The 18082-nt window shown below is 48.6% G+C and carries 11 protein-coding genes; 3 read left to right on the top strand and 8 right to left on the bottom strand.

Annotation, left to right across the window (positions count from 1 at the left end):
• Window positions 1-78 precede the first annotated feature (78 nt).
• Genes BQ7394_RS20245 through BQ7394_RS20235 form a run of 3 tightly spaced genes read right to left on the bottom strand, consistent with a single transcriptional unit; the run spans window position 79 to window position 4453 of the window.
• Complete coding sequence (locus BQ7394_RS20245) at window positions 79-1809, bottom strand: ABC transporter ATP-binding protein (RefSeq protein WP_075559058.1); 1731 nt, start codon at window positions 1807-1809, stop codon at window positions 79-81.
• 13 nt (window positions 1810-1822) lie between these two features.
• Complete coding sequence (locus tag BQ7394_RS20240) at window positions 1823-3619, bottom strand: ABC transporter ATP-binding protein (RefSeq protein WP_075559057.1); 1797 nt, start codon at window positions 3617-3619, stop codon at window positions 1823-1825.
• Window positions 3620-3631: 12 nt separating this feature from the next.
• Window positions 3632-4453, bottom strand: a complete 822-nt coding sequence (locus BQ7394_RS20235) for a class I SAM-dependent methyltransferase (protein WP_075559056.1) — start codon at window positions 4451-4453, stop codon at window positions 3632-3634.
• Between the two features lie 102 nt (window positions 4454-4555).
• On the opposite strand from BQ7394_RS20235, the gene BQ7394_RS20230 reads away from it, so the two are divergent.
• A complete protein-coding gene (locus BQ7394_RS20230) occupies window positions 4556-5560 on the top strand; it encodes a helix-turn-helix transcriptional regulator (RefSeq protein WP_075559055.1) in 1005 nt (334 codons plus the stop codon).
• A gap of 4 nt (window positions 5561-5564) precedes the next feature.
• Here BQ7394_RS20230 and BQ7394_RS20225 read toward each other — a convergent pair whose 3' ends face one another.
• The 5 genes from BQ7394_RS20225 to BQ7394_RS20205 all read right to left on the bottom strand — a co-directional run bounded on the left by BQ7394_RS20225 (window position 5565) and on the right by BQ7394_RS20205 (window position 13982).
• Window positions 5565-8120: a DUF5686 family protein gene (locus tag BQ7394_RS20225; RefSeq protein WP_075559054.1), complete on the bottom strand. Its 2556-nt coding sequence runs from the start codon at window positions 8118-8120 to the stop codon at window positions 5565-5567.
• A gap of 61 nt (window positions 8121-8181) precedes the next feature.
• Window positions 8182-9384, bottom strand: coding sequence for a PepSY-associated TM helix domain-containing protein (locus tag BQ7394_RS20220; RefSeq protein WP_075559053.1), 1203 nt, complete (start codon window positions 9382-9384; stop codon window positions 8182-8184).
• Window positions 9381-10211 carry an alpha/beta hydrolase gene (locus BQ7394_RS20215; RefSeq protein ID WP_075559052.1) on the bottom strand — a complete coding sequence of 277 codons (831 nt, stop codon included), beginning with the start codon at window positions 10209-10211 and terminating at the stop codon, window positions 9381-9383. Before BQ7394_RS20215 ends, BQ7394_RS20220 begins: the two co-directional genes overlap by 4 nt.
• 18 nt (window positions 10212-10229) lie before the next feature.
• Window positions 10230-11645 (bottom strand): DUF4374 domain-containing protein, encoded by a 1416-nt coding sequence (locus BQ7394_RS20210; RefSeq protein ID WP_075559051.1) that lies wholly within the window; start codon window positions 11643-11645, stop codon window positions 10230-10232.
• A 39-nt stretch (window positions 11646-11684) separates the two neighbouring features.
• A complete protein-coding gene (locus BQ7394_RS20205; RefSeq protein ID WP_374048137.1) occupies window positions 11685-13982 on the bottom strand; it encodes a TonB-dependent receptor in 2298 nt (765 codons plus the stop codon).
• 911 nt (window positions 13983-14893) lie between these two features.
• On the opposite strand from BQ7394_RS20205, the gene BQ7394_RS20200 reads away from it, so the two are divergent.
• On the top strand, window positions 14894-15889 hold the full coding sequence (locus BQ7394_RS20200; protein ID WP_075559049.1) for an HmuY family protein: 996 nt from the start codon (window positions 14894-14896) through the stop codon (window positions 15887-15889).
• An 18-nt stretch (window positions 15890-15907) separates the two neighbouring features.
• Window positions 15908-18076 (top strand): TonB-dependent receptor, encoded by a 2169-nt coding sequence (locus tag BQ7394_RS20195; RefSeq protein ID WP_075559048.1) that lies wholly within the window; start codon window positions 15908-15910, stop codon window positions 18074-18076.
• Window positions 18077-18082: the final 6 nt, after the last annotated feature.

Below are 18082 nucleotides of genomic sequence, written 5' to 3'. Positions count from 1 at the left end.
AGGTTTTGCTACATTTGTAGCCATTATTAACGTAGTTCACTATGGACTATGTTGAATAAATCCCCAATTATAAGACAGTTATAATTTCCATCCAATTGTCTTTTCCTGTATCGACCATAGTTTATGATATAATCCCTGATTGCGAAGCAGTTCGTCGTGTGTCCCTTGTTCGGCGATATGGCCGTCTTCCAGCACAATGATCTTGTCGGCGTTGCGGATTGTCTTTAGGCGGTGGGCGATGACGATGACTGTGCGGCCTTCGATCAGGGTGTTGATGGCTTTTTGTACTTCCACTTCGTTTTCGGGATCGAGGGAGGCGGTGGCTTCATCCAACAGGACGACCGGAGCCTCTTTCAGCATGGCGCGGGCGATGGAGAGGCGTTGCTTTTCGCCACCAGACAATGTACAACCACCTTCGCCAACCATCGTGTCGTAACCACCCGGCAGACGCATGATGAAATCGTGGCAGCAGGCTTTGCGGGCAGCGGCTTCTATCTCGGCATCGGTTGCATTGCTTTTACCGAAACGGATATTGTTCTTGATCGTGTCCTGGAACAGATAGACATCCTGGAAGACCATCGATATATGCTTCATCAGCGACTCGGGTTCCAACTCTTTCATATCCTGTCCGTTCAACAGGACTTTCCCTTTCTGCGGATCGTAGAAACGGGCGCATAACTTCATCAGCGTGCTTTTACCACTTCCCGATGGACCGACCAGTGCGGTCAGCGAACCTTGTTTCAACGTGAGCGATACATCATGCAATATCTCTTTCTCACCGTAACCGAACGATACCTTTTCGAAAGTGATATCCCCATGTTCCGGGCTTTCCTTTTTTCCTGTCATTTCCGGTTCGCGCATCAGGTTGAGGATACGGCCTCCGGCGATGGAGAAATAGCGGAACTCTGCGAAGTTGGTCAATGCTGAGGTTAGCGGGTCGAAGACGCGGGAACCGACGATCAGGAACATGACGAAAGTAAGTAGGTCGAGTTGCCCGCCTACCAACAGATAGGCACCGCAAAGGATCATCAGGGTCAGTCCGGCACGCACCAGGGTGATAGACAGCAGGATGAACGGCCCCATCAGGGCTTCTAGGCGCAGGCTTGCCCGGCGCAGGTCGGCAAACGCTTTTTGCAGACGTTCGAATTTACCGCCCAGCAGATTATACGCTTTTATGACGCGGATACCTTGCAGGTATTCTTCCAGGCGGCTGCCCGCATTCACTTTGGCTTCGATCTGTTTCCGGCTCAGGCTATATTGTATCCGGGTACTTCCCGTCAGAACCAGGATCGCCAACGGAAGGGCGATGAACATGGCTACCGACATCCGCCAGTCGATCCACAACAGCCCGAAGAAAGCGAGTATGGGCATTACCAACGCACCCATCAATTGGGGAAGATGGTGGGAGATACCGGTCTCCGCCAATGTAAAGTCACTGATCATCATGCTGGCAAGGTCGCCCGGATCGTGCCGGAAGAGGGAGCCTAAGGGCAAGCGGCGCAGATGTTCTGCCAGCCGTATCCGGCCGTCGGCACTCATTTCGTAAGCACCGCGGAAATTGTGCCGGTACGACTGGCGTTCGGCAACGGCCATCACCAGCATATAAGCTACGAGGATGCCGAAGATAACCCACAGGCGAGTTGTGTCGAGTCCGCTGCCACTGCCGTCGAAGGCTTTAAAGATGATGTTCACTGCCTCTATCGAAAGCATGAAAGGAACGATATTGACCAGGTTGGCGAGGATAGTGAATCCGACCGGTTTCCTGAGACGTTCGGTATGGCCGATCGTTATATTTTGAAGTGCATTCATTCTTGTTGTCTCCTTATTTCTTTAATGTCCATTGAAAAGCGTCGGTATAGGCATCCCACATCTGTTTATAGAGTCCGTCGTTTACCGAAAGTTCGCTGTGGATGCCTTGCTGGGCAATCTCTCCCTCTTTTAAAACAATGATCTGGTTCGCCGAAATGATCGACGACAGGCGGTGAGCGATGATGATGACTGTCTTTTCCCTGATCAGTTCCTGGATGGCGAGCTGCATCTTGTATTCATTTTCCGGATCGGCGAATGCGGTCGCTTCATCCAGTACCAGGATTGGGGAGTTTTTCAGGATGGCACGCGCCACGGCTACCCGCTGCGCTTCTCCCCCGGAGAGATAAACACCGCCTTCACCGATCAGTGTCTGATACCCTTGCGGCAGCCGGCGGATGAAATCGTCGCACTGGGCGGCACGGGCGGCAGCGATCACCTGTTCCTCGGTGGCATCGGGTTTACCGACACGGATATTCTCGTACAAGGTATCGAAGAAGAGGAAGGTATCCTGGAAAACGAAAGAGACCTGATCCATCAACTGTTCGGAAGTAATATTCCGGATATCTGCGCCACCGATACTGATTCTCCCTTCGGTAACGTCCCAGAAACGGGGGATCAGGTTGGCTATGGTGGATTTGCCGGAGCCGGAAGGGCCGACCAGGGCGGTTATCTCACCGGCACGGGCGGTGAAGTTGATATGTTTCAGTGCTTCGGTGCGGGTCTTCTCCCGTGTGTTTTCGTAGGAGAAGCTGACGTTTTCGAAACAGATGTCATGTCCCTTTGGTTGTTGAGGGTTGGCGGGTTCCGGTACGGGCTTCTCGGCAAAGATAGCGTCGATACGGCTGACACCTTCGTCTATCTCCCGCGTGTTCGAAGCCAGGAATGTCAGTCTATAAAAAGGGGAGGCAACGCCCGGCCCTAATACAATAAAGAAGAGATAGACGGCTGCCAGTGCGATATTTCCCGGCTGGCCGTCCAATAGTAACAAGCCGACGGGAATAATAAAGGTAACGATCGAGTTCAATAGTACGATGAATGTCACCATCCCCGGTTGATAAGCATCGCAGACATTCAGTGCATATTCTTTAAACCGGTAGATCGATTTACTGAACTGGCGGAACGACTCCACCGTCTGCCCGAATATCTTCACAACAGGCATCCCCCTGACATACTGGACGGCTGAGGCACTCATCTGCTCCGATGTATCGAAATACATTTTGAAGAACTCCTGCGCTTTCTTGCCGAACATCATGGAGAACTGGACGGATATACCGATCACGATCGCCAGCAGGCAGACTGCCGCCATCCAACCGTTCAGGCTGAAGAAAATGACAAACATAATGATAACGGTCGTTGCCGCATTCACCAGGTCGGGGATGGTATGCGCCACGAAGTTCTCGATCTTTTCCACATTCTGCTCCAGTGCTTTCTTAATCGCTCCGGTCGATGTGCTGTTCAGATAACCCAGCGGCAGCCGTCCGATATGTTCCGATAGCCTGACACGCAAGCCATAGAGGATGCGGAACGCTGCCACATGCGAAGCCATCAGTCCGCCGTAGAGTAATAGCAGGGCGGCTGCCAGTCCGATAAAGGCGATCCATGCCCAGCGGATCATATATCCGCTATCCGAAGCCGTTACGTTACCGGCATTTTTCAATAACTCATCCAGTACCTGGTAAACCGACAGATAAGGAACCAGCATACAGCAGGCACTTAACGCCGACAGGAAACCAGCCAGGATCAATAGTCCTTTCTTTTCGCCCGCGATCTCAAACAGGCGCGATAACCCTTTTTTCTTTTGCTCTTTCATATTGTTTGTTCTTTATTCGGCTTTATAGCCTACGATCCCGAACGATTTGTGCAGGGCGGGGATCAGCCACATAATCAGTCCGGGCAGCCCCCAGCGTTTTTTCTCTTCGCTAACGAAATAAAATTGCTCGATCAGTTTCAGTTTCGGTACCCATTGTTCGACAGTGTGCGGATCGTTCAGCCCGAAATGGAAACGGGCTTTCGTACGTTTCACTGACTCGTGTTTATCGGAGTTGCGTGCCGCCCATTTGCTGACGAAGTCGAAATAGATCTCGCAACCGGGGAAACGTCCAGCCAGGTTTTGGATAACCGACCTGACCTGCTCTTCGGTGAAATACATCATCACGCCTTCGGCTAGGAAGAGGAAGCGGCTATGGGGATGCTTTTGCTTCAATGCATCCATCCAGTCTGCTTCGAGCATGGAGCCTTTGATGTTGATATCATTTGTCGAGGCGGGGAATAGCTTCTCACGCAGTTCGATCACTTCGGGGAGGTCGAGTTCGTAGAAGGTTGCCTGGTCGCGGTTAGGGACGCGTTGGAAACGGCTGTCGAGTCCGCAGCCAATCTGCACCACTATCGGGGCTTCATCTACCGTCCGGTCGATAAACCAGCTAACCAACCGGTCGTAACGGCGCAAGCGGATGGCAGTACCGGCTGTACTCATTGAAATCTTTCCGAATTTGGCGAAGTCGTAGTCTATTTTCTCAACCAGTTCGCAAGCCATCGGATCTTTTAATATCGCATCTTTCCGGCGGCTTTCATAGGCGCGTGAAAGTAAGGGGATGAATAAGGTTTCTGCAACGTTGTCCTTTATCCCGGGTTTTATTTTATTCATAATATACCTACTTTTAGGGATTGATTATCTGATACAAAGGTGGGATATTTGCTATCGAATTATTTACGCAAGAAGGAATTGCATTTTAATCTGACGGAAAAAATGATACACATCGAACTTTCATCTCGCGGAAGAGACACGATCGCCCTGGAAATGCCGGATATAAGTTACTTCTCCACCAATGGCTCCGGCAGGCTGGAAGAGAGTAGCTGGAATATGGGGAACGAGTTACTTACCTATACGATCTCCGAGTTTAAATGCAGGGATTTCAATGTCGCGAAGTACCAGATATACTGTAAGGAAGATTGTTGCCTGCGCTCCCGGAATACGGATTGTTCTTTTATGGGGCTTTCTTTTGTCCATCAGGGGCAGGTCGAATGCTTTATGTCGGATACGCGAGACAGGCGAGTCTGGGCGGAAGGACATACGAATATCATGGTCAGTTCGGGTATCAAAGAAGAGCATAATCAATTCAGCAAAGGGGAGACTTTCGGTATGACGAATGTATTGGTGTCGCCCGATTTCTTCCGCCATCTGTCGGAGCGTTATCCTGAATATTTCGAGAAGGCATACCTGCGGCTCGACAGCGGGGAGACTTTCTTTATGGCTCCCGAGAATATCCCGATCCCTATAACGCTGGATACGGCATTGAACGATATCGAGTTGTCGCGGATGATGGGAAATGCTTCGCCGATGTACCTGGAGGCAAAGGTGGTTGAATGCCTGTCGCTCTTTATACGGGAGACGGAAGGGAAGGAAGAGACGAGAGAGAAACCGGTATCTGTATCTGACCGGGATAAGATTTACCAGGCGCGGGATATTATCTGCACCGAGTATCTGAACCCTCCGTCGTTGCGTGATCTGGCTTTGCGTGTCGGGACGAACGAGTGTACGTTGAAAGCCGGTTTCAAGCAGGCGTTCCGGACGACTGTATTTAATTATTTGTTCGATTACCGCATGAATATGGCGGTTCATTATCTGTTGGATACCAATAAGACGATAGCCGAGGTAGCCAGCCTGGTCGGGTATGACTACCAGGGACATTTCTGTACGGCGTTTAAACGGAAGTATAATATTGCTCCTTCGGAATACCGGTTAAAGGCATAGGACTTTATTTTATGCCCATCGATTTTAGTACCGGCAGGCTGATCGTGAAGCCGACGGCATCGTACTTTCCTTTCTCCAGGCCGACAAAGACACCGATCCGTGCAATATTGCTGAATCCGACAGAATACCCGAACTCGGAATAACTTTTACCGGGTATCCAAAGCGTACGGGCATGGAGTGCTTCATTGAACATATACTTTTGCAGGAAAGGTAATCGCTTGAACAGCAAATAATCGGACGTGTAGTTCAAATGAGCCTGTAACCATTGCTTGTCGGTAGAGTAAATATAATTATCGAACAAACAGAAACTGTTATCCAGTGAGCTTCCGGTAATGAACAGTTCGTTGGTGTCGAAATGTTTGAAGTCCGGGAAATAGACCCGTTTGTTGGAAAGGAACTTTCCACCGTTAACAGTATAACCGATCCTGTCGAACTCACTTATCTTTATTGTCTGGCTGATATTGCCTTCCAGTTTGTTGAAGGAGGCGGACTCTTTGGAGCCTGTGGATATTCCGGCTTCATATTGTATGGAGAAAGTCGGATAGTCGGAATAGATATACATCTTCTTCCCTCGGTGTTTCCAATAGTGGTATTGAGGCGTATAAGCCAGCCGGATCTTTACTTTCATCGCTGAATTATCCGGCATAGGCATTAATTGGCCGTTGGGTAAATTGGAGGAAGGGGTATTCCCGAAGAAGTTATAGGATTGACGGTTGTGTAATGCGTTGCGTTTTTCATAACTGATACCGGTGGTCAATGGCAGGCCGTTAGCCAACTCGACAGTATTGGAAAGGGCGACGAATTTCTTTTTGTAGAACTTCACCGGATTCTCACCGAAGAATAGGGATGCAATGGAATTGATCGCCAGGAGTGTTCCGCTTTCCCCGTTGTAATCGGCTGTAGTTTGTCCTCCGGAGAGGGATACGTTGCCCCGACGCATGGGAGCATACTGGTAACTTCCGTCGATCTGCCAGTTTACGCTCTTTCCCGTTGTGGTGTAATAGAGGGAGGGGGAGACGGTTAATGAGCGGCTTTCCGTAAAGCTGGTGCGCAATGTGAATTGCTGTCCCAACCAGAAACCATCTACAAAGTCATATTGCGGGCATGCCCTGAGCAATCCGCTATATCCGAACTGTACCTTCTTGTTCAATGGGAAACTTTCGCCGGTGATCAGTTTGCCGATCCAATAGGCGGGAGTGCGGTTCTGTAAAGAGTCCTTGCTCCGTAGGGTTTCCATTTTTGTTTTCAGGCTGTCTCTGACCTGATAGCTTACGATTTCATCTTTCTTCAGCGGTTGCTTGCGGATCGTTTCCCAATAGGTGGAATCGCGGGTTCCCGCCAGGGTGTCGACTGTCACTTTGATGTTCGCATTGCCCGGATTGATTTCGAGCGACTCCCGTTCTTTCTTTGTTTCTTCCGGTTCGGTCGTCTCTTTCATCAGCTTCGCCATTTTGTAGGCTTCCCGGTTACTGAGTTCTTCTTTGGTGGCTAAAGTATTCAGTTGTTTCTGTAATTTGGGACTGGCGGCTTGGGCTGCTCCGCTGAGTTCGACGGTTTTGTATTGGACGGAGGAATAATATTTGCCGGTAGCTTTTACTCCCATGGCATCTACTTTCATATCGATGTCGTAGGCGGTGGGGAGAAAGGCGGAAGGTTTCACTTCGTTGTAGGTGGCAGTGAAACGGATGGTAACCCCCAGTTCGGTAGCACTTAAATCGGCACTCTGTACGTTCCAACTGTTTTCGATGATATATAACCAACCGCTGACCAGCTTAGGGTTATTCTTTTTAGGTTGTACACGTATTTTGTTAATCATGTGTTCTCCTTCCATGCTGATACCTTCCAATGCGAATTTGTAGTATGAGAAGGCTCCCGGGGCTAAAGGGGAGATCCTGCCGAAAGCGTTCGGATCGTATATGTTGGCAGTCATGACAGACATAACCTGTCCGGCATCGATATCGGCGGGAAGGGTGGAAGAGAAGGCAAGCACTTTCTGTTCATACCGGTTGGGGGAAGTGAAGCTGACTTCGTTCTGCGACTCTATTAAGAAGAGCTTGTTGGTGAGGTTCTTCAACTTTTTGCCGTTTGATCCGAAAGTCATGAGCCGGGGAATCTTTTCAACCTTTACACTTCCTTTTACATAGATGGACGATTCGTATTTCTCTATTTGGTGGAGATAAAAAGGAGCCATGCCGATTGCTTTCCGCATGATGGCATAGGCCGGGTCTTCGCGGTTGGCGGAGATAATGACCTCTTTCAGGGCGTAGACTTTCTTTTCCATGGCTACGGAGAGGTGTGTTTCAGCTTTGTCGATTGTCAGAGGAAGAGTCTTTCGCTCATATCCTAAAGAACTGAAGTCGCAGGTGTAGGAACCTTTCTTCAGGGAAGCCTGGAATTCACCGTTGTCATCGGCAGTAATCCCCAATGCTACTTCACGAATGTATAAAGTGGCATTGGGGATCGCTTCTCCCGACACATCTGTTATCTTGCCTGTCAATAATTGGGCAAACAGATGCATGGGTAATAAACAACACAGGACAATCAGCGGATAAACTTTCATCAAATCAATGTATTAATATACAAATGTAGGATTGATTCGCGAATAATCGTCCTGCAACAGGTTACTTTTTCCTCCGGAGCTTCTTCTTGATCCAGAAATAATAACCGGTCAGGGCGAATACCGCTCCGAGGAAGGAGATGAGGCAAGACAGTATACGAGTCGTCATGCCGCCCCATGAACCAACGTGTACGGAATAGATCCATCCTCTGATCTTTCCGGACTTAGGAAGGTCTTTGTATAGTTGCACATCCGTGATTTCTCCGTTTGTCGGATCGAAAGTATAACGGTCGCTTCCCCGGGTATTGCCGTATTGAGCGGCAGATACGGTGGCAGAACCGTTCTGGATGGTGATGGAGTTATATTTCGGATAACGACTTTGCAGGTCGGCTAAGACCGTAGCCCATTGGGTATAATCGGCTTCTGCACGATTCTTCTTTTCTCTTTCCGAGGAGTGTCCGCCTTTGTTACCTTCCCTTTTTTCTCCGGACGGCTTTTCTTTGGAACCTCTTTCATGGGAACCTCTTTCTTTAGACTTCCCTTTGGAATCGGATGGAGCGGGAGCATGTGCCTGCGGTTGGGTCGTTTCGACACCGAAGACGGTATAGAAAGCATCGCGGTACCAGCCGAAAGACCAGGTTAAGCCCGTCAGCGTTAGGACGAGCAGGAGCAGGGTGGCGTAGAAACCTCCCGAGACATGCAGGTCGTAGAAGAAACGATACCAGCCGGATTTGGTTTTTATCTTTAGGCGGTTCTTCAGGGCTTTCTTGTTGCGGGGATACCAGATCACCACGCCACTTATCAGGATGATAGCCATTACCAGTGTCGCGTAGCCTACAACGGCTTTGCCTAACGAGAAGCTGCCATCGCGTTTGTAGGAGTCGAGCAGCCAGCGGTGCAGGCGCATCATTTGCATAAAGAAACCTTGTCCGTCGTCGATGCCGGTGATCTCTGCGGTATAGGGGTTGATGAAAGCGGCAGCTTTTTTGCCCGGCAATACCACCTGCCAGGTACGTTTGGGGTCCTGCGAAACACGGATGCCGTTTATTTGGATGGAATCGGGCAATTGTTGGCGTGCCGAACTGAGCAGGGCGGCAGGCGTAAGCGGTTCCCCTTTTACCTCTTTGACGAAATAGCGGGAAGGATAGCACACTTCCAATATCTCCGTTTCAAATACCAATATCGCACCTGTCAGGCAGACAATCGCGATGATGATGCCAAAAGGTATCGATAACCATAAATGTATCTTTGCAAATAACTTTCTCATTTACCATATAGTTGTTTGATCCCGTCGTATATTCCCGGAATAGCGACTGTTCCGTGGTTCTCTTCGGGGAATGATTTACTAAAGAAACGCAGGTTTCCGGCCTGCGGCAAGACCTCTTTCAGGAGGTGGTTTACTTTGTTGAGGTGGATGTCCACCCGGTCGGTACGTTTCTTGGAAGCGACACCGATATACAGGCTTTTCCCTGTGAAATCCTTTCCTGCAATCAGCGAGGCAGCTTCTTCCGACAACTTGCCCCGATCCCACCACAGGCTTGGATCGACAGCTAGGTAGGTGTCGAACAGGTCGGTATGATGTAGGAATGTGTTGAGGGTAAACAATCCGGAATAGGAATGGCCTATCAACATATTCTTTCCGTTGGTACGATAGCTGTTGTCTATTACATTGCGAAGCTCCTCCGTCAGAAAGCGGCTGAAGAGTTCGCTTCCGCCACCTTGGGGAACGGCATCAGGGGCAATCTTTCCGTCCCTGCCTGCTGCCGAAGCGGTAGGTGTCAGGTCGCGCGTACGGTCGACGTTCAGTACACCGACGATGATACTCGGGGGAAGATGCCTACCCTTGACCGTAGTGAATGTCCGGCTGATGCCGACTACCGAATGGAAGAATGCATCCCCGTCGAGCAGGTAGATCACCTGGTAATGCTGCGTTGTATCCCGTCCGTAGCTGTCGGGCAGGTGTACCCAGTAGTTTCGCTCTTCCTGTAAGACCGTGGAGTAAAGGCTATGTTTCTTTCCTATACAAATATCCTCCTGGCTCCGCATGGTTAGCGGGAGCAGGAGGAGTATAAGAAAGATGTGAATACGAATCATCTTTTATCTTAATCGTTATTATTTAGCGACTGTCAGTTTGCCGACACCGCTCACCTGGGTAGCTTCGATTGTCAGACCCTTTGTTGCCGCGGCTGTTGCCGGATCGATCTTGTAGATAACCGGGTTGCCGCCGCCTTCGTTGAAGGTTACTGTTACGTAAGCAGTGCCGTTTTCAACATACGGAGCATCGCCGAAGCCGCTGATTGTGTCTGTTGAAGGAAGACCTGTTACGTATGTCAACTTCTTGTCGCCAGCTTTGAAGATAGCTAACTGGTTGGCTACGCGATCAGCGTTGGAGAATGGTTTGTCATACATCAACAACAGGAAATAGTCGTCTGTGATATGCCAGGTGCGAAGGAAAGAGTTACCGTTGGTTATTGCTTCCAGGTCGCAATAGTAATCGTCGAAGTCAGTGCTTCCACTCGGGATGCGTACTACACCGGCAGGCAATGTTGTCTGCTGACGGGCGTCGGTCATCGTCTTGGCGTAGCTCGGAGAGAATACGTACACATCACCGTTGTCGGCTGCCCAGATCATTTGATAATACTGAGACTTGAAGCGTCCGGCAGCATAGCTGATTCTGTCTGTCTTGATCAGTTTCTTGCTGGTCATGTTGGCATCGTCGAAGATGGCTACCCAACATTCGTTCGGGTATTGTGTCCACTGCAATTCGTCTTTCTTGTATGCGCTACTATTGGAACCGCCCGATTCTTTTTTTACCAGGTCTTCGTTGCCGGCTTTCACCCATTTGCCGCCCTGGTCTTTTGTACCGTACTGGCTCAGACCCATCGGGATGGCGGCACTGTAAATCTTGTTGTTGTGTTCCAGGATACCTGCCAGGGTTACATATTCACCGTTACCCAGGAAGTTTTCAGACAAATAGGCTTTGTTCTGTGTGTCGTTGGTGGTGAATGTTTCAGCTGCGGGATCGAGGTAAGACAACAGGAATACTTTCGGAGTGTAACCGTTTTCGTCACTCCAGTCTGTCGGGCCGTCGCCGGTAGAGGAAGTCATGATATATTTATCATAGATACCGTAGGAGGTAAAACGCTTTACATTGAATTCGGCAGAACGTTTCTTTAATTCCCCTGGAGATTCCATGATATAAGAGCGGGTGCCTCCGGCTTCACCCTGGTTGTAAGTGAGGGCGTAGAGGTATTGGTTCTTAAAGAATACCCAGTAGGTTGCACCGTCGTTCACGACACCGTTGTTTTTGGTGGTGACTGTGCCTTCGTCCAGCGATTCGGAGGTTACCAATACGTTGGTTGTATTTCCGGAAGCCGTAACGGAGGCGGCGATTACATATTCTGCATTGTTTTCTTCTTCTCCGCCGTCGTTTCCTCCGCCGTTAGTCGGATCGTCGTCACACGCTGTCAGTGTCAGTCCGGCCATCGCGGTTGCGAACAGGCCTGTTAAAAAGAAATTCTTCTTCATGTTTGTTTTATTATTTGATTTATACTATTTATTTGGAAATTAATTGCCTAAGTAGATACGGAACTTTCCGTAGAATGCCCGTCCCGCTTTCTGCAAGCTGAAATTGTCGTATAGCTTCTCGTCGGTGAAGTTGCGGCATTCGAACGAGATGTTGTAACGTCCGTTCTGAAGGCTGTAAGACAAGGTCAGATTGTGAGAGAACTGGTTGGGGACTACATATTCACCTTTATTCGATCCGATGATGGAGGAATAATACGTGAAACTATGCAGATATTGATTGTCGTATGTAAAGATCAATGTATTGCCTTTCTTCCAGAGGTTACGCCAGTAGAGCGTCACGTCAGAGTCGGCAAAACGGTAGGGCAGGTTCGGCATACGCTCTTTGTAGGCGATGTTTTCCGCGCTGCTGCCGATCGCCGTTTTTTGGTTGTCGCGAACGTTCATTTGCGTATAGTTTCCTCCTACGCTCAGCCAGTTCGAGAAACTGTAACGGGCGGAGAGGTTGTATCCTTTGGTCAGTACTTTGCCGTAGTTGATGTAGCTCGCAGCCTGCTTACCGCCACTCAGGTCGGTGATGTTACGCTGGATATAATCGTTGGTGTTACGGTAGATCAGGCCCCCTTCGACGTAAACGCCGTGCTTGCCCAGTGTCTTGTTGTAGCTGATATTCAGGTTCACGTTGTCGCTTTTTTCCGGTTTGATGCCGATGTCACCCATTTCGAGGTCTTCGTTACCGAACATCTCTTCGATGGTGGGGAGGCGGTAGGCTTTCTCGTAGGAGAGTTTTGCCTGCAATCCCGGCAGAACGAAGTAAGTACCTGCTGCACCGTATCCCAGGGAACTGACGCTACGGGAAGTGCGGACATATTCGGAACTCGTATTGTCGGTCGCCATCGGACCTGCTACATACTGGTTGTAATGCTTGCCGAAGACGGAGAGGTTCCAGTGCTCCGACGGCATCAGTCGATACGACAGACCGGCAATGTTCTTGCGCGTCTGCTTGTCGATGGCATCCGTCAGTTCCTCGTTGGTCAACAGCGAGGTGTTGGAACGGCGGAAAGCGGTCAGTACATTGTTGAAAGTGAAAGAATGGGCGCGGCCCAGACGGTAATTGACCGTTACCGTACCATTCCAGTTATTGTTGTCCGACCGTGTATGCTGGTACGATTGCTCGCCACGCGAATTCATCAGGTGCTTCTCGCCGCGCCAGTTATATTCGTAGGCAGAGGTGTCGATGTTGGTCGTCAGGTTCTTATTGTAATTGGCGGTGAAAACCAGGTCGAGCCCTTTGGTCAACAGGTCGCGTTTGTTGTATTCGAGCGACGGCATCAGCGAATGGCCTTTCCGGTGCTTCTCGCCGTAGACCGTATTCTGGCGTACGCCGGTCTGTATCTCCTGGTACATGTTCGAATAGGTGAAGCCCAATAGCAGGCGGTCCGCCCAGTTCTTGTTGACGAAGCCGACCTTTCCGATCACGGCTTCATTATGGTAGGTGTCGTTGAAACGTTTCACGCGTTCTTTATTTTCCGTATCGAGCCGTCCGGTTTCGAAATCCTTCACCGGGGCATCCACGTAATAATCGTTGTCCGAATAGTTCTGGAAAGCGTTGATCTCGTAAGTGAAACCGTTATCCAGCGTCTGCCCGAAGTTGACATACGATTTATGGGTATTGAACGATCCGTAGGAATAGGAGGCATCGAGGAACCAGTTACGGCGCTTTTTATTCGTCACAATATTAACCACGCCGCCGATGGCATCCGTCCCGAAGCCGACGGGTACAACGCCTTTGTAGACTTCGATGCGTTCGGCAAAGTTGACGGGGATATTGTTCAGCGCAAACGAATTGCCGACCCCTTCCTGCGGTACGCCGTCGATAAACACCTTCACATGTTTTCCGCTGAAACCGTCCAGCATCAGCTGCATATCCGATCCGACACCGCCCGACTCACGGAGTTTCATCCCCGGCGCTTTCGAAAGGGCATCGCTCAGGCTCTTGGTGGAGTTCTGAAGTTCTTTGGTGTCTACCGCAATGGCGTTGAAGGCGGAACGTTTCAAACGACTTATCCCGTTGGAAACGACGACAACTTCATCCAGTTCTTCTACCTGCGGTGAGATGGTCAGGTTTTGTTTCGTGCGTTCGCCGTCGATCAGCCGGACTGCTTTCTCTACGGTCGTATAGCCGATGGCGGATACTACCAGTGTATAATTCCCTGCGGGTGCTTTCAGATGGTAGATACCTTCTTCATTCGTTGTACCGCCGTAGTTTGTGCCTTTGAGATAGACTGTTGCAAAATCAACTATTTCTTTTTCCGTAGATAATATCTTCCCCGAGATCATCGCTTCCTTCTGTGCTTTTGCTGCCAGGGCAACAAAAACAAGGGTAAGCAAGATCATCGATCCTCTTACAATCGCTTTCAATGTATTCAATTTTTTTACCGTTATTAAAAACCGATGCAAAGGTCGGGCGAAAAGGAAAGCGCATCAATCACCGATTATAGGTAAAAAAAGAGGGGCAAAAGGGGGGTGGGAGTAGCTATATGTAGGTAGTCGGAAGTTCAATTATTATCAGTTTTGAATCTATTGATATACACTAACTCCCCTATCATGATCCATTATCATCAAACCTATTATAAACTAACCCTTTAGTTATTACTTATAAATCCAAGGACCTCCGTCGTTAAGCTTAACTACCTAGGTCGCAAAGCTTAACGACGATGCTCAGTAAGCTTGCCGACGTAGGTCATTAAGCTAACAAACTATGAGATCCGGCTTAATTAGTCCTGACTTTCCACTTAGTGTTCAATAGTATAAGTAGTAATAATAAGTAATCCTTAAAAGATAAAGGTGAAAGGTTTATATAGACCATTCACCTTTTCGAGCAACCATTCATCCTGAAATACGATACCTTATGCGCTGTTTTACAATATATTATATCGTTGCAGGTGAACGGTGAATGGTTTTAATGCTATTTTATCATGTAAAGTAAAATAATGATACAGATTCACTTTTTATCAGAAGTTAGTGTTCCAATTATTATTAGAGTTGAACTTTTGTGTATATTTTAGTAATGACTGATAGTAATTACTTATTACACACCCCTTTATTATTTCTCCCCCCTCCCTTTTCCATAAAATACCTACAACTAGGTAACCCCACCCTTTTTTATACCCCTTTTTAGGGATTTCACATTCTTTCAGAAACCCGGAACTTTGCGGTCGGAATATATTACTTTTAAATAATAGAACGCAATGAAAAAGAATTTTTACTTATTAGCGATGCTGCTAGTCGGCTCTCTGACTATGTTTTCCGCCTGTGGCGATGATGATCCTGTCGATAATGGAGGAGGCGGTGATGATGATGGTGGTGGAGGTGAAGAACCGACAGAAGAAACGGTAAAGACCGCAACACTCGACGCTACAGCTTACGATAAATGGGTATATTTTAACTTGAGCGATGGCGCAACCGTTACTCACGAGATAGAACCGGTAGCCGGTACGTATTCCGGAGACATTTCTATTACTGTAATGGGAAAAGATTATGGTTCTGTTGAAGATCTGAAGCTGGAAGTCGGTCGTCTCGAAACAGATTCGGTCAGCCTGCTTTTAAAAGACTTTAATTTTGGTAACTATCAGATGGGAGACATTGCCGCCGGTGCAACGATCTCAGCCGATACTTTATGCTGGGCTCTGAATGGTGGAACCATTGTGGTGAACGGTATGGACGTTGCCTGCAAAGGTGGAATTGCCGGCGATAGCATCAATCTGGTAATGACTATCCAGCCGACCGGCATGCCGATGCCTTTCGTTGCAACTTATAAAGGAATTGTAGAAACCCGTGCCGGTGTAGATGAAACTTCTTTCAACTGGGATTTTGCTTTGCATCGTTATGATGTGAAAACAAACGGAGCTTCTGCTGTTGCCACTTCCGAAAGTGATATGGCAAAAGTTACAGCTATCCCTTCCAGCGGCTATACCGCAGATATCAAGACGGATAGCCTGATGGTTGATTCTTCCGGTATGATGCAGAACAAGATTGGCTATGCTACTACCGATCTGAATGAGGTGTTGACTGGTTGGATGAATCTCGATTTAAGTAATATGCCTCCTTCTTATACTATGAGCGGGGTGGTTTATGTTATCAAGCTGAAATCGGGTGAGTATGCTAAGATCAAGTTCACCGACTATACAAACGATGATAATGTAAAAGGACATATCACATTCGATTACGTCTACCCATTCAAATAACGAATACTCCTTTCTTATATGAAAACAACATTATTGATCCTTGCATCAATACTGATATGCGGAAACCTGTCAGCGCGTGAAACGCCCCGGCAGGTTTCCGGTCGTGTTACCGATGAGAACGGCGAGACCTTACCCTACGCCAACATCCTGGTAAAAGGTACGACCCATGGTACGGCTTCCGACTTGAACGGGAACTACCGCCTGGAGATTACAAAACCGGGTGAATATAATCTCATCGTCAAATACGCCGGCTTTGCCCCCTTCGAGCAGCGTGTCTTCCTGAATAACGACACAACGATAAACTTCCGCCTCAAAGAAGATGCCCTGAACCTGAATGAGGTTACAGTGACGGCTACCCGTACCCCGAAGCTCCTGAAAGACGCCCCTGTCATCACCCGTGTGATCACATCCGAAGACATAAAGAAGATTAATGCCGTTACCGTACAGGATCTGCTGGAAACGGAATTACCCGGCCTGGAGTTTACCCGCGAAATGGACGGACAGACAGCTATCCACATGCAGGGCATGAGCGGAAAGTATGTCCTCTTTCTGATCGACGGCGAACGTATGGCAGGCGAGACATTGAACAACGTCGATTACAACCGCCTCAATGCAGAGAACATCGAGCGGATCGAGATCGTGAAAGGAGCGGCTTCGGCTCTTTATGGTTCCAACGCGATTGGCGGCGTTGTCAATATCATAACGAAAGAGGCTTCCAAGCCCTGGTCGGTCAACGTGAACGGTTCGTATGGCTTCGGTGCCAAAAATGACAAGGCGAGCTATGCCGAGCAGCGTTACGGAACGACTGTCGGCGCGAAGAAAGATAAAGTCAGTAGCTTGACATCTTTCACCTACAAAAAGAAGGATACATATCTGTTGACGGATACGACCGGTAAAGAAACAGCGATCAACGGGGGATACGATATTAATGTGAACGAGAAACTGACATGGAAGGCGACAGATCGTATTGTCTTCACCGGGAAAGGCGGTTTTTATACCCGTAAGGTCGATAACTATAATGAAAAGGTGAAAGACCGCTATCGTAACTTTAATGGTAGCGTGCGGATGAATTATCTGATTACCGACAAGCAGAATCTCGATGTATCTTATCTGATCGACCGGTATAATAAATATGATTATTACGAAAAGAAGGATGTCGATTCATTGAATTACCGTAATACGCAACAAACGGCACGGGCACAATACAGCTATTCTTTCACGCCCGGCAATACGCTGACAGGCGGTGCGGAGTATTTCCGTGACGAGTTGATGTCGTATCAGTTTTCCGGCGGTGCACATTCTATCGAAGATTATATCCTTTATGCACAGCACGACTTCAATGTCACTGAGCAGTTTAACCTGGTGTATGGCGCACGCATGGACTATTATTCTTCTTTCGGTGCGCATGTCAGCCCGAACGTTTCGCTGATGTATAAGTTGAAACCGATGACGTTCCGTACTTCTTATTCGCGTGGCTTCCGTGCCCCGTCGTTGAAAGAAATGTGGACGGACTGGGATATGGGCGGCATGGGGTGGTTTACCGTTTACGGCAATCCCGACCTGAAGCCGGAAATCAGTGATAATATAACGTTATCTGCCGAATATACACGCGACCGTGTGAATCTCTCCGTGGTAGGATATTACAATCAGATCAGCGACAAGATTGCCTCTCTTTATCAGGCAGCAGCCACTCCGGCTGATAAAGATACTTCTTTCTATACCAACATCGACAAGTCGAAGTTGGCCGGACTGGATGTCAACCTGGCTGTCAAATGTCCGTATGGTTTCACCGTGAAAACGGCTTATGCCTATGTGCATGAAGATATGAAACAGGATGGTGTAAATGTATCTTCCACCCGTCCGCATTCGGCCACACTCGGTATTAATTACGAACTGTCGAAGAAGAATTATAATCTGAATGTTGCGGTAAACGGTCGTTTCCTCGGCAAGTTGGATACGAATGAGGCGAGCAGTACAGGTTCATCCTATACGCCTGTGCATTATCCCGGTTACCAGACCTGGAAGATGACGATCTCGCAACGTTTGTATCGTGCTTACCTGCTTCAGGTAACCGTGGACAATATTTTTAATTATAAGCCGAAGTATTATTCTTCCAATTCGCCGATCTCACCGGGTACGACCTGTATGATCGGGCTGTCCATAAACATCGATGAAATATTCCGATAAAATTCA

This window comes from Parabacteroides timonensis (assembly GCF_900128505.1).
Taxonomy (GTDB): domain Bacteria; phylum Bacteroidota; class Bacteroidia; order Bacteroidales; family Tannerellaceae; genus Parabacteroides; species Parabacteroides timonensis.
Note: the sequence above shows the minus strand (reverse complement) of the source record. Positions and strands in the feature narration are given on the sequence as shown.

What these genes read in the sequence shown, in the direction of transcription:
- BQ7394_RS20245 (WP_075559058.1), bottom strand. Translation starts at nt 1,809, where the DNA reads ATGAATGCACTTCAAAATATAACGATCGGCCATACCGAACGTCTCAGG.
- BQ7394_RS20240 (WP_075559057.1), bottom strand. Translation starts at nt 3,619, where the DNA reads ATGAAAGAGCAAAAGAAAAAAGGGTTATCGCGCCTGTTTGAGATCGCG.
- BQ7394_RS20235 (WP_075559056.1), bottom strand. Translation starts at nt 4,453, where the DNA reads ATGAATAAAATAAAACCCGGGATAAAGGACAACGTTGCAGAAACCTTA.
- BQ7394_RS20230 (WP_075559055.1), top strand. Translation starts at nt 4,556, where the DNA reads ATGATACACATCGAACTTTCATCTCGCGGAAGAGACACGATCGCCCTG.
- BQ7394_RS20225 (WP_075559054.1), bottom strand. Translation starts at nt 8,120, where the DNA reads ATGAAAGTTTATCCGCTGATTGTCCTGTGTTGTTTATTACCCATGCAT.
- BQ7394_RS20220 (WP_075559053.1), bottom strand. Translation starts at nt 9,384, where the DNA reads ATGAGAAAGTTATTTGCAAAGATACATTTATGGTTATCGATACCTTTT.
- BQ7394_RS20215 (WP_075559052.1), bottom strand. Translation starts at nt 10,211, where the DNA reads ATGATTCGTATTCACATCTTTCTTATACTCCTCCTGCTCCCGCTAACC.
- BQ7394_RS20210 (WP_075559051.1), bottom strand. Translation starts at nt 11,645, where the DNA reads ATGAAGAAGAATTTCTTTTTAACAGGCCTGTTCGCAACCGCGATGGCC.
- BQ7394_RS20205 (WP_374048137.1), bottom strand. Translation starts at nt 13,982, where the DNA reads ATGATCTCGGGGAAGATATTATCTACGGAAAAAGAAATAGTTGATTTT.
- BQ7394_RS20200 (WP_075559049.1), top strand. Translation starts at nt 14,894, where the DNA reads ATGAAAAAGAATTTTTACTTATTAGCGATGCTGCTAGTCGGCTCTCTG.
- BQ7394_RS20195 (WP_075559048.1), top strand. Translation starts at nt 15,908, where the DNA reads ATGAAAACAACATTATTGATCCTTGCATCAATACTGATATGCGGAAAC.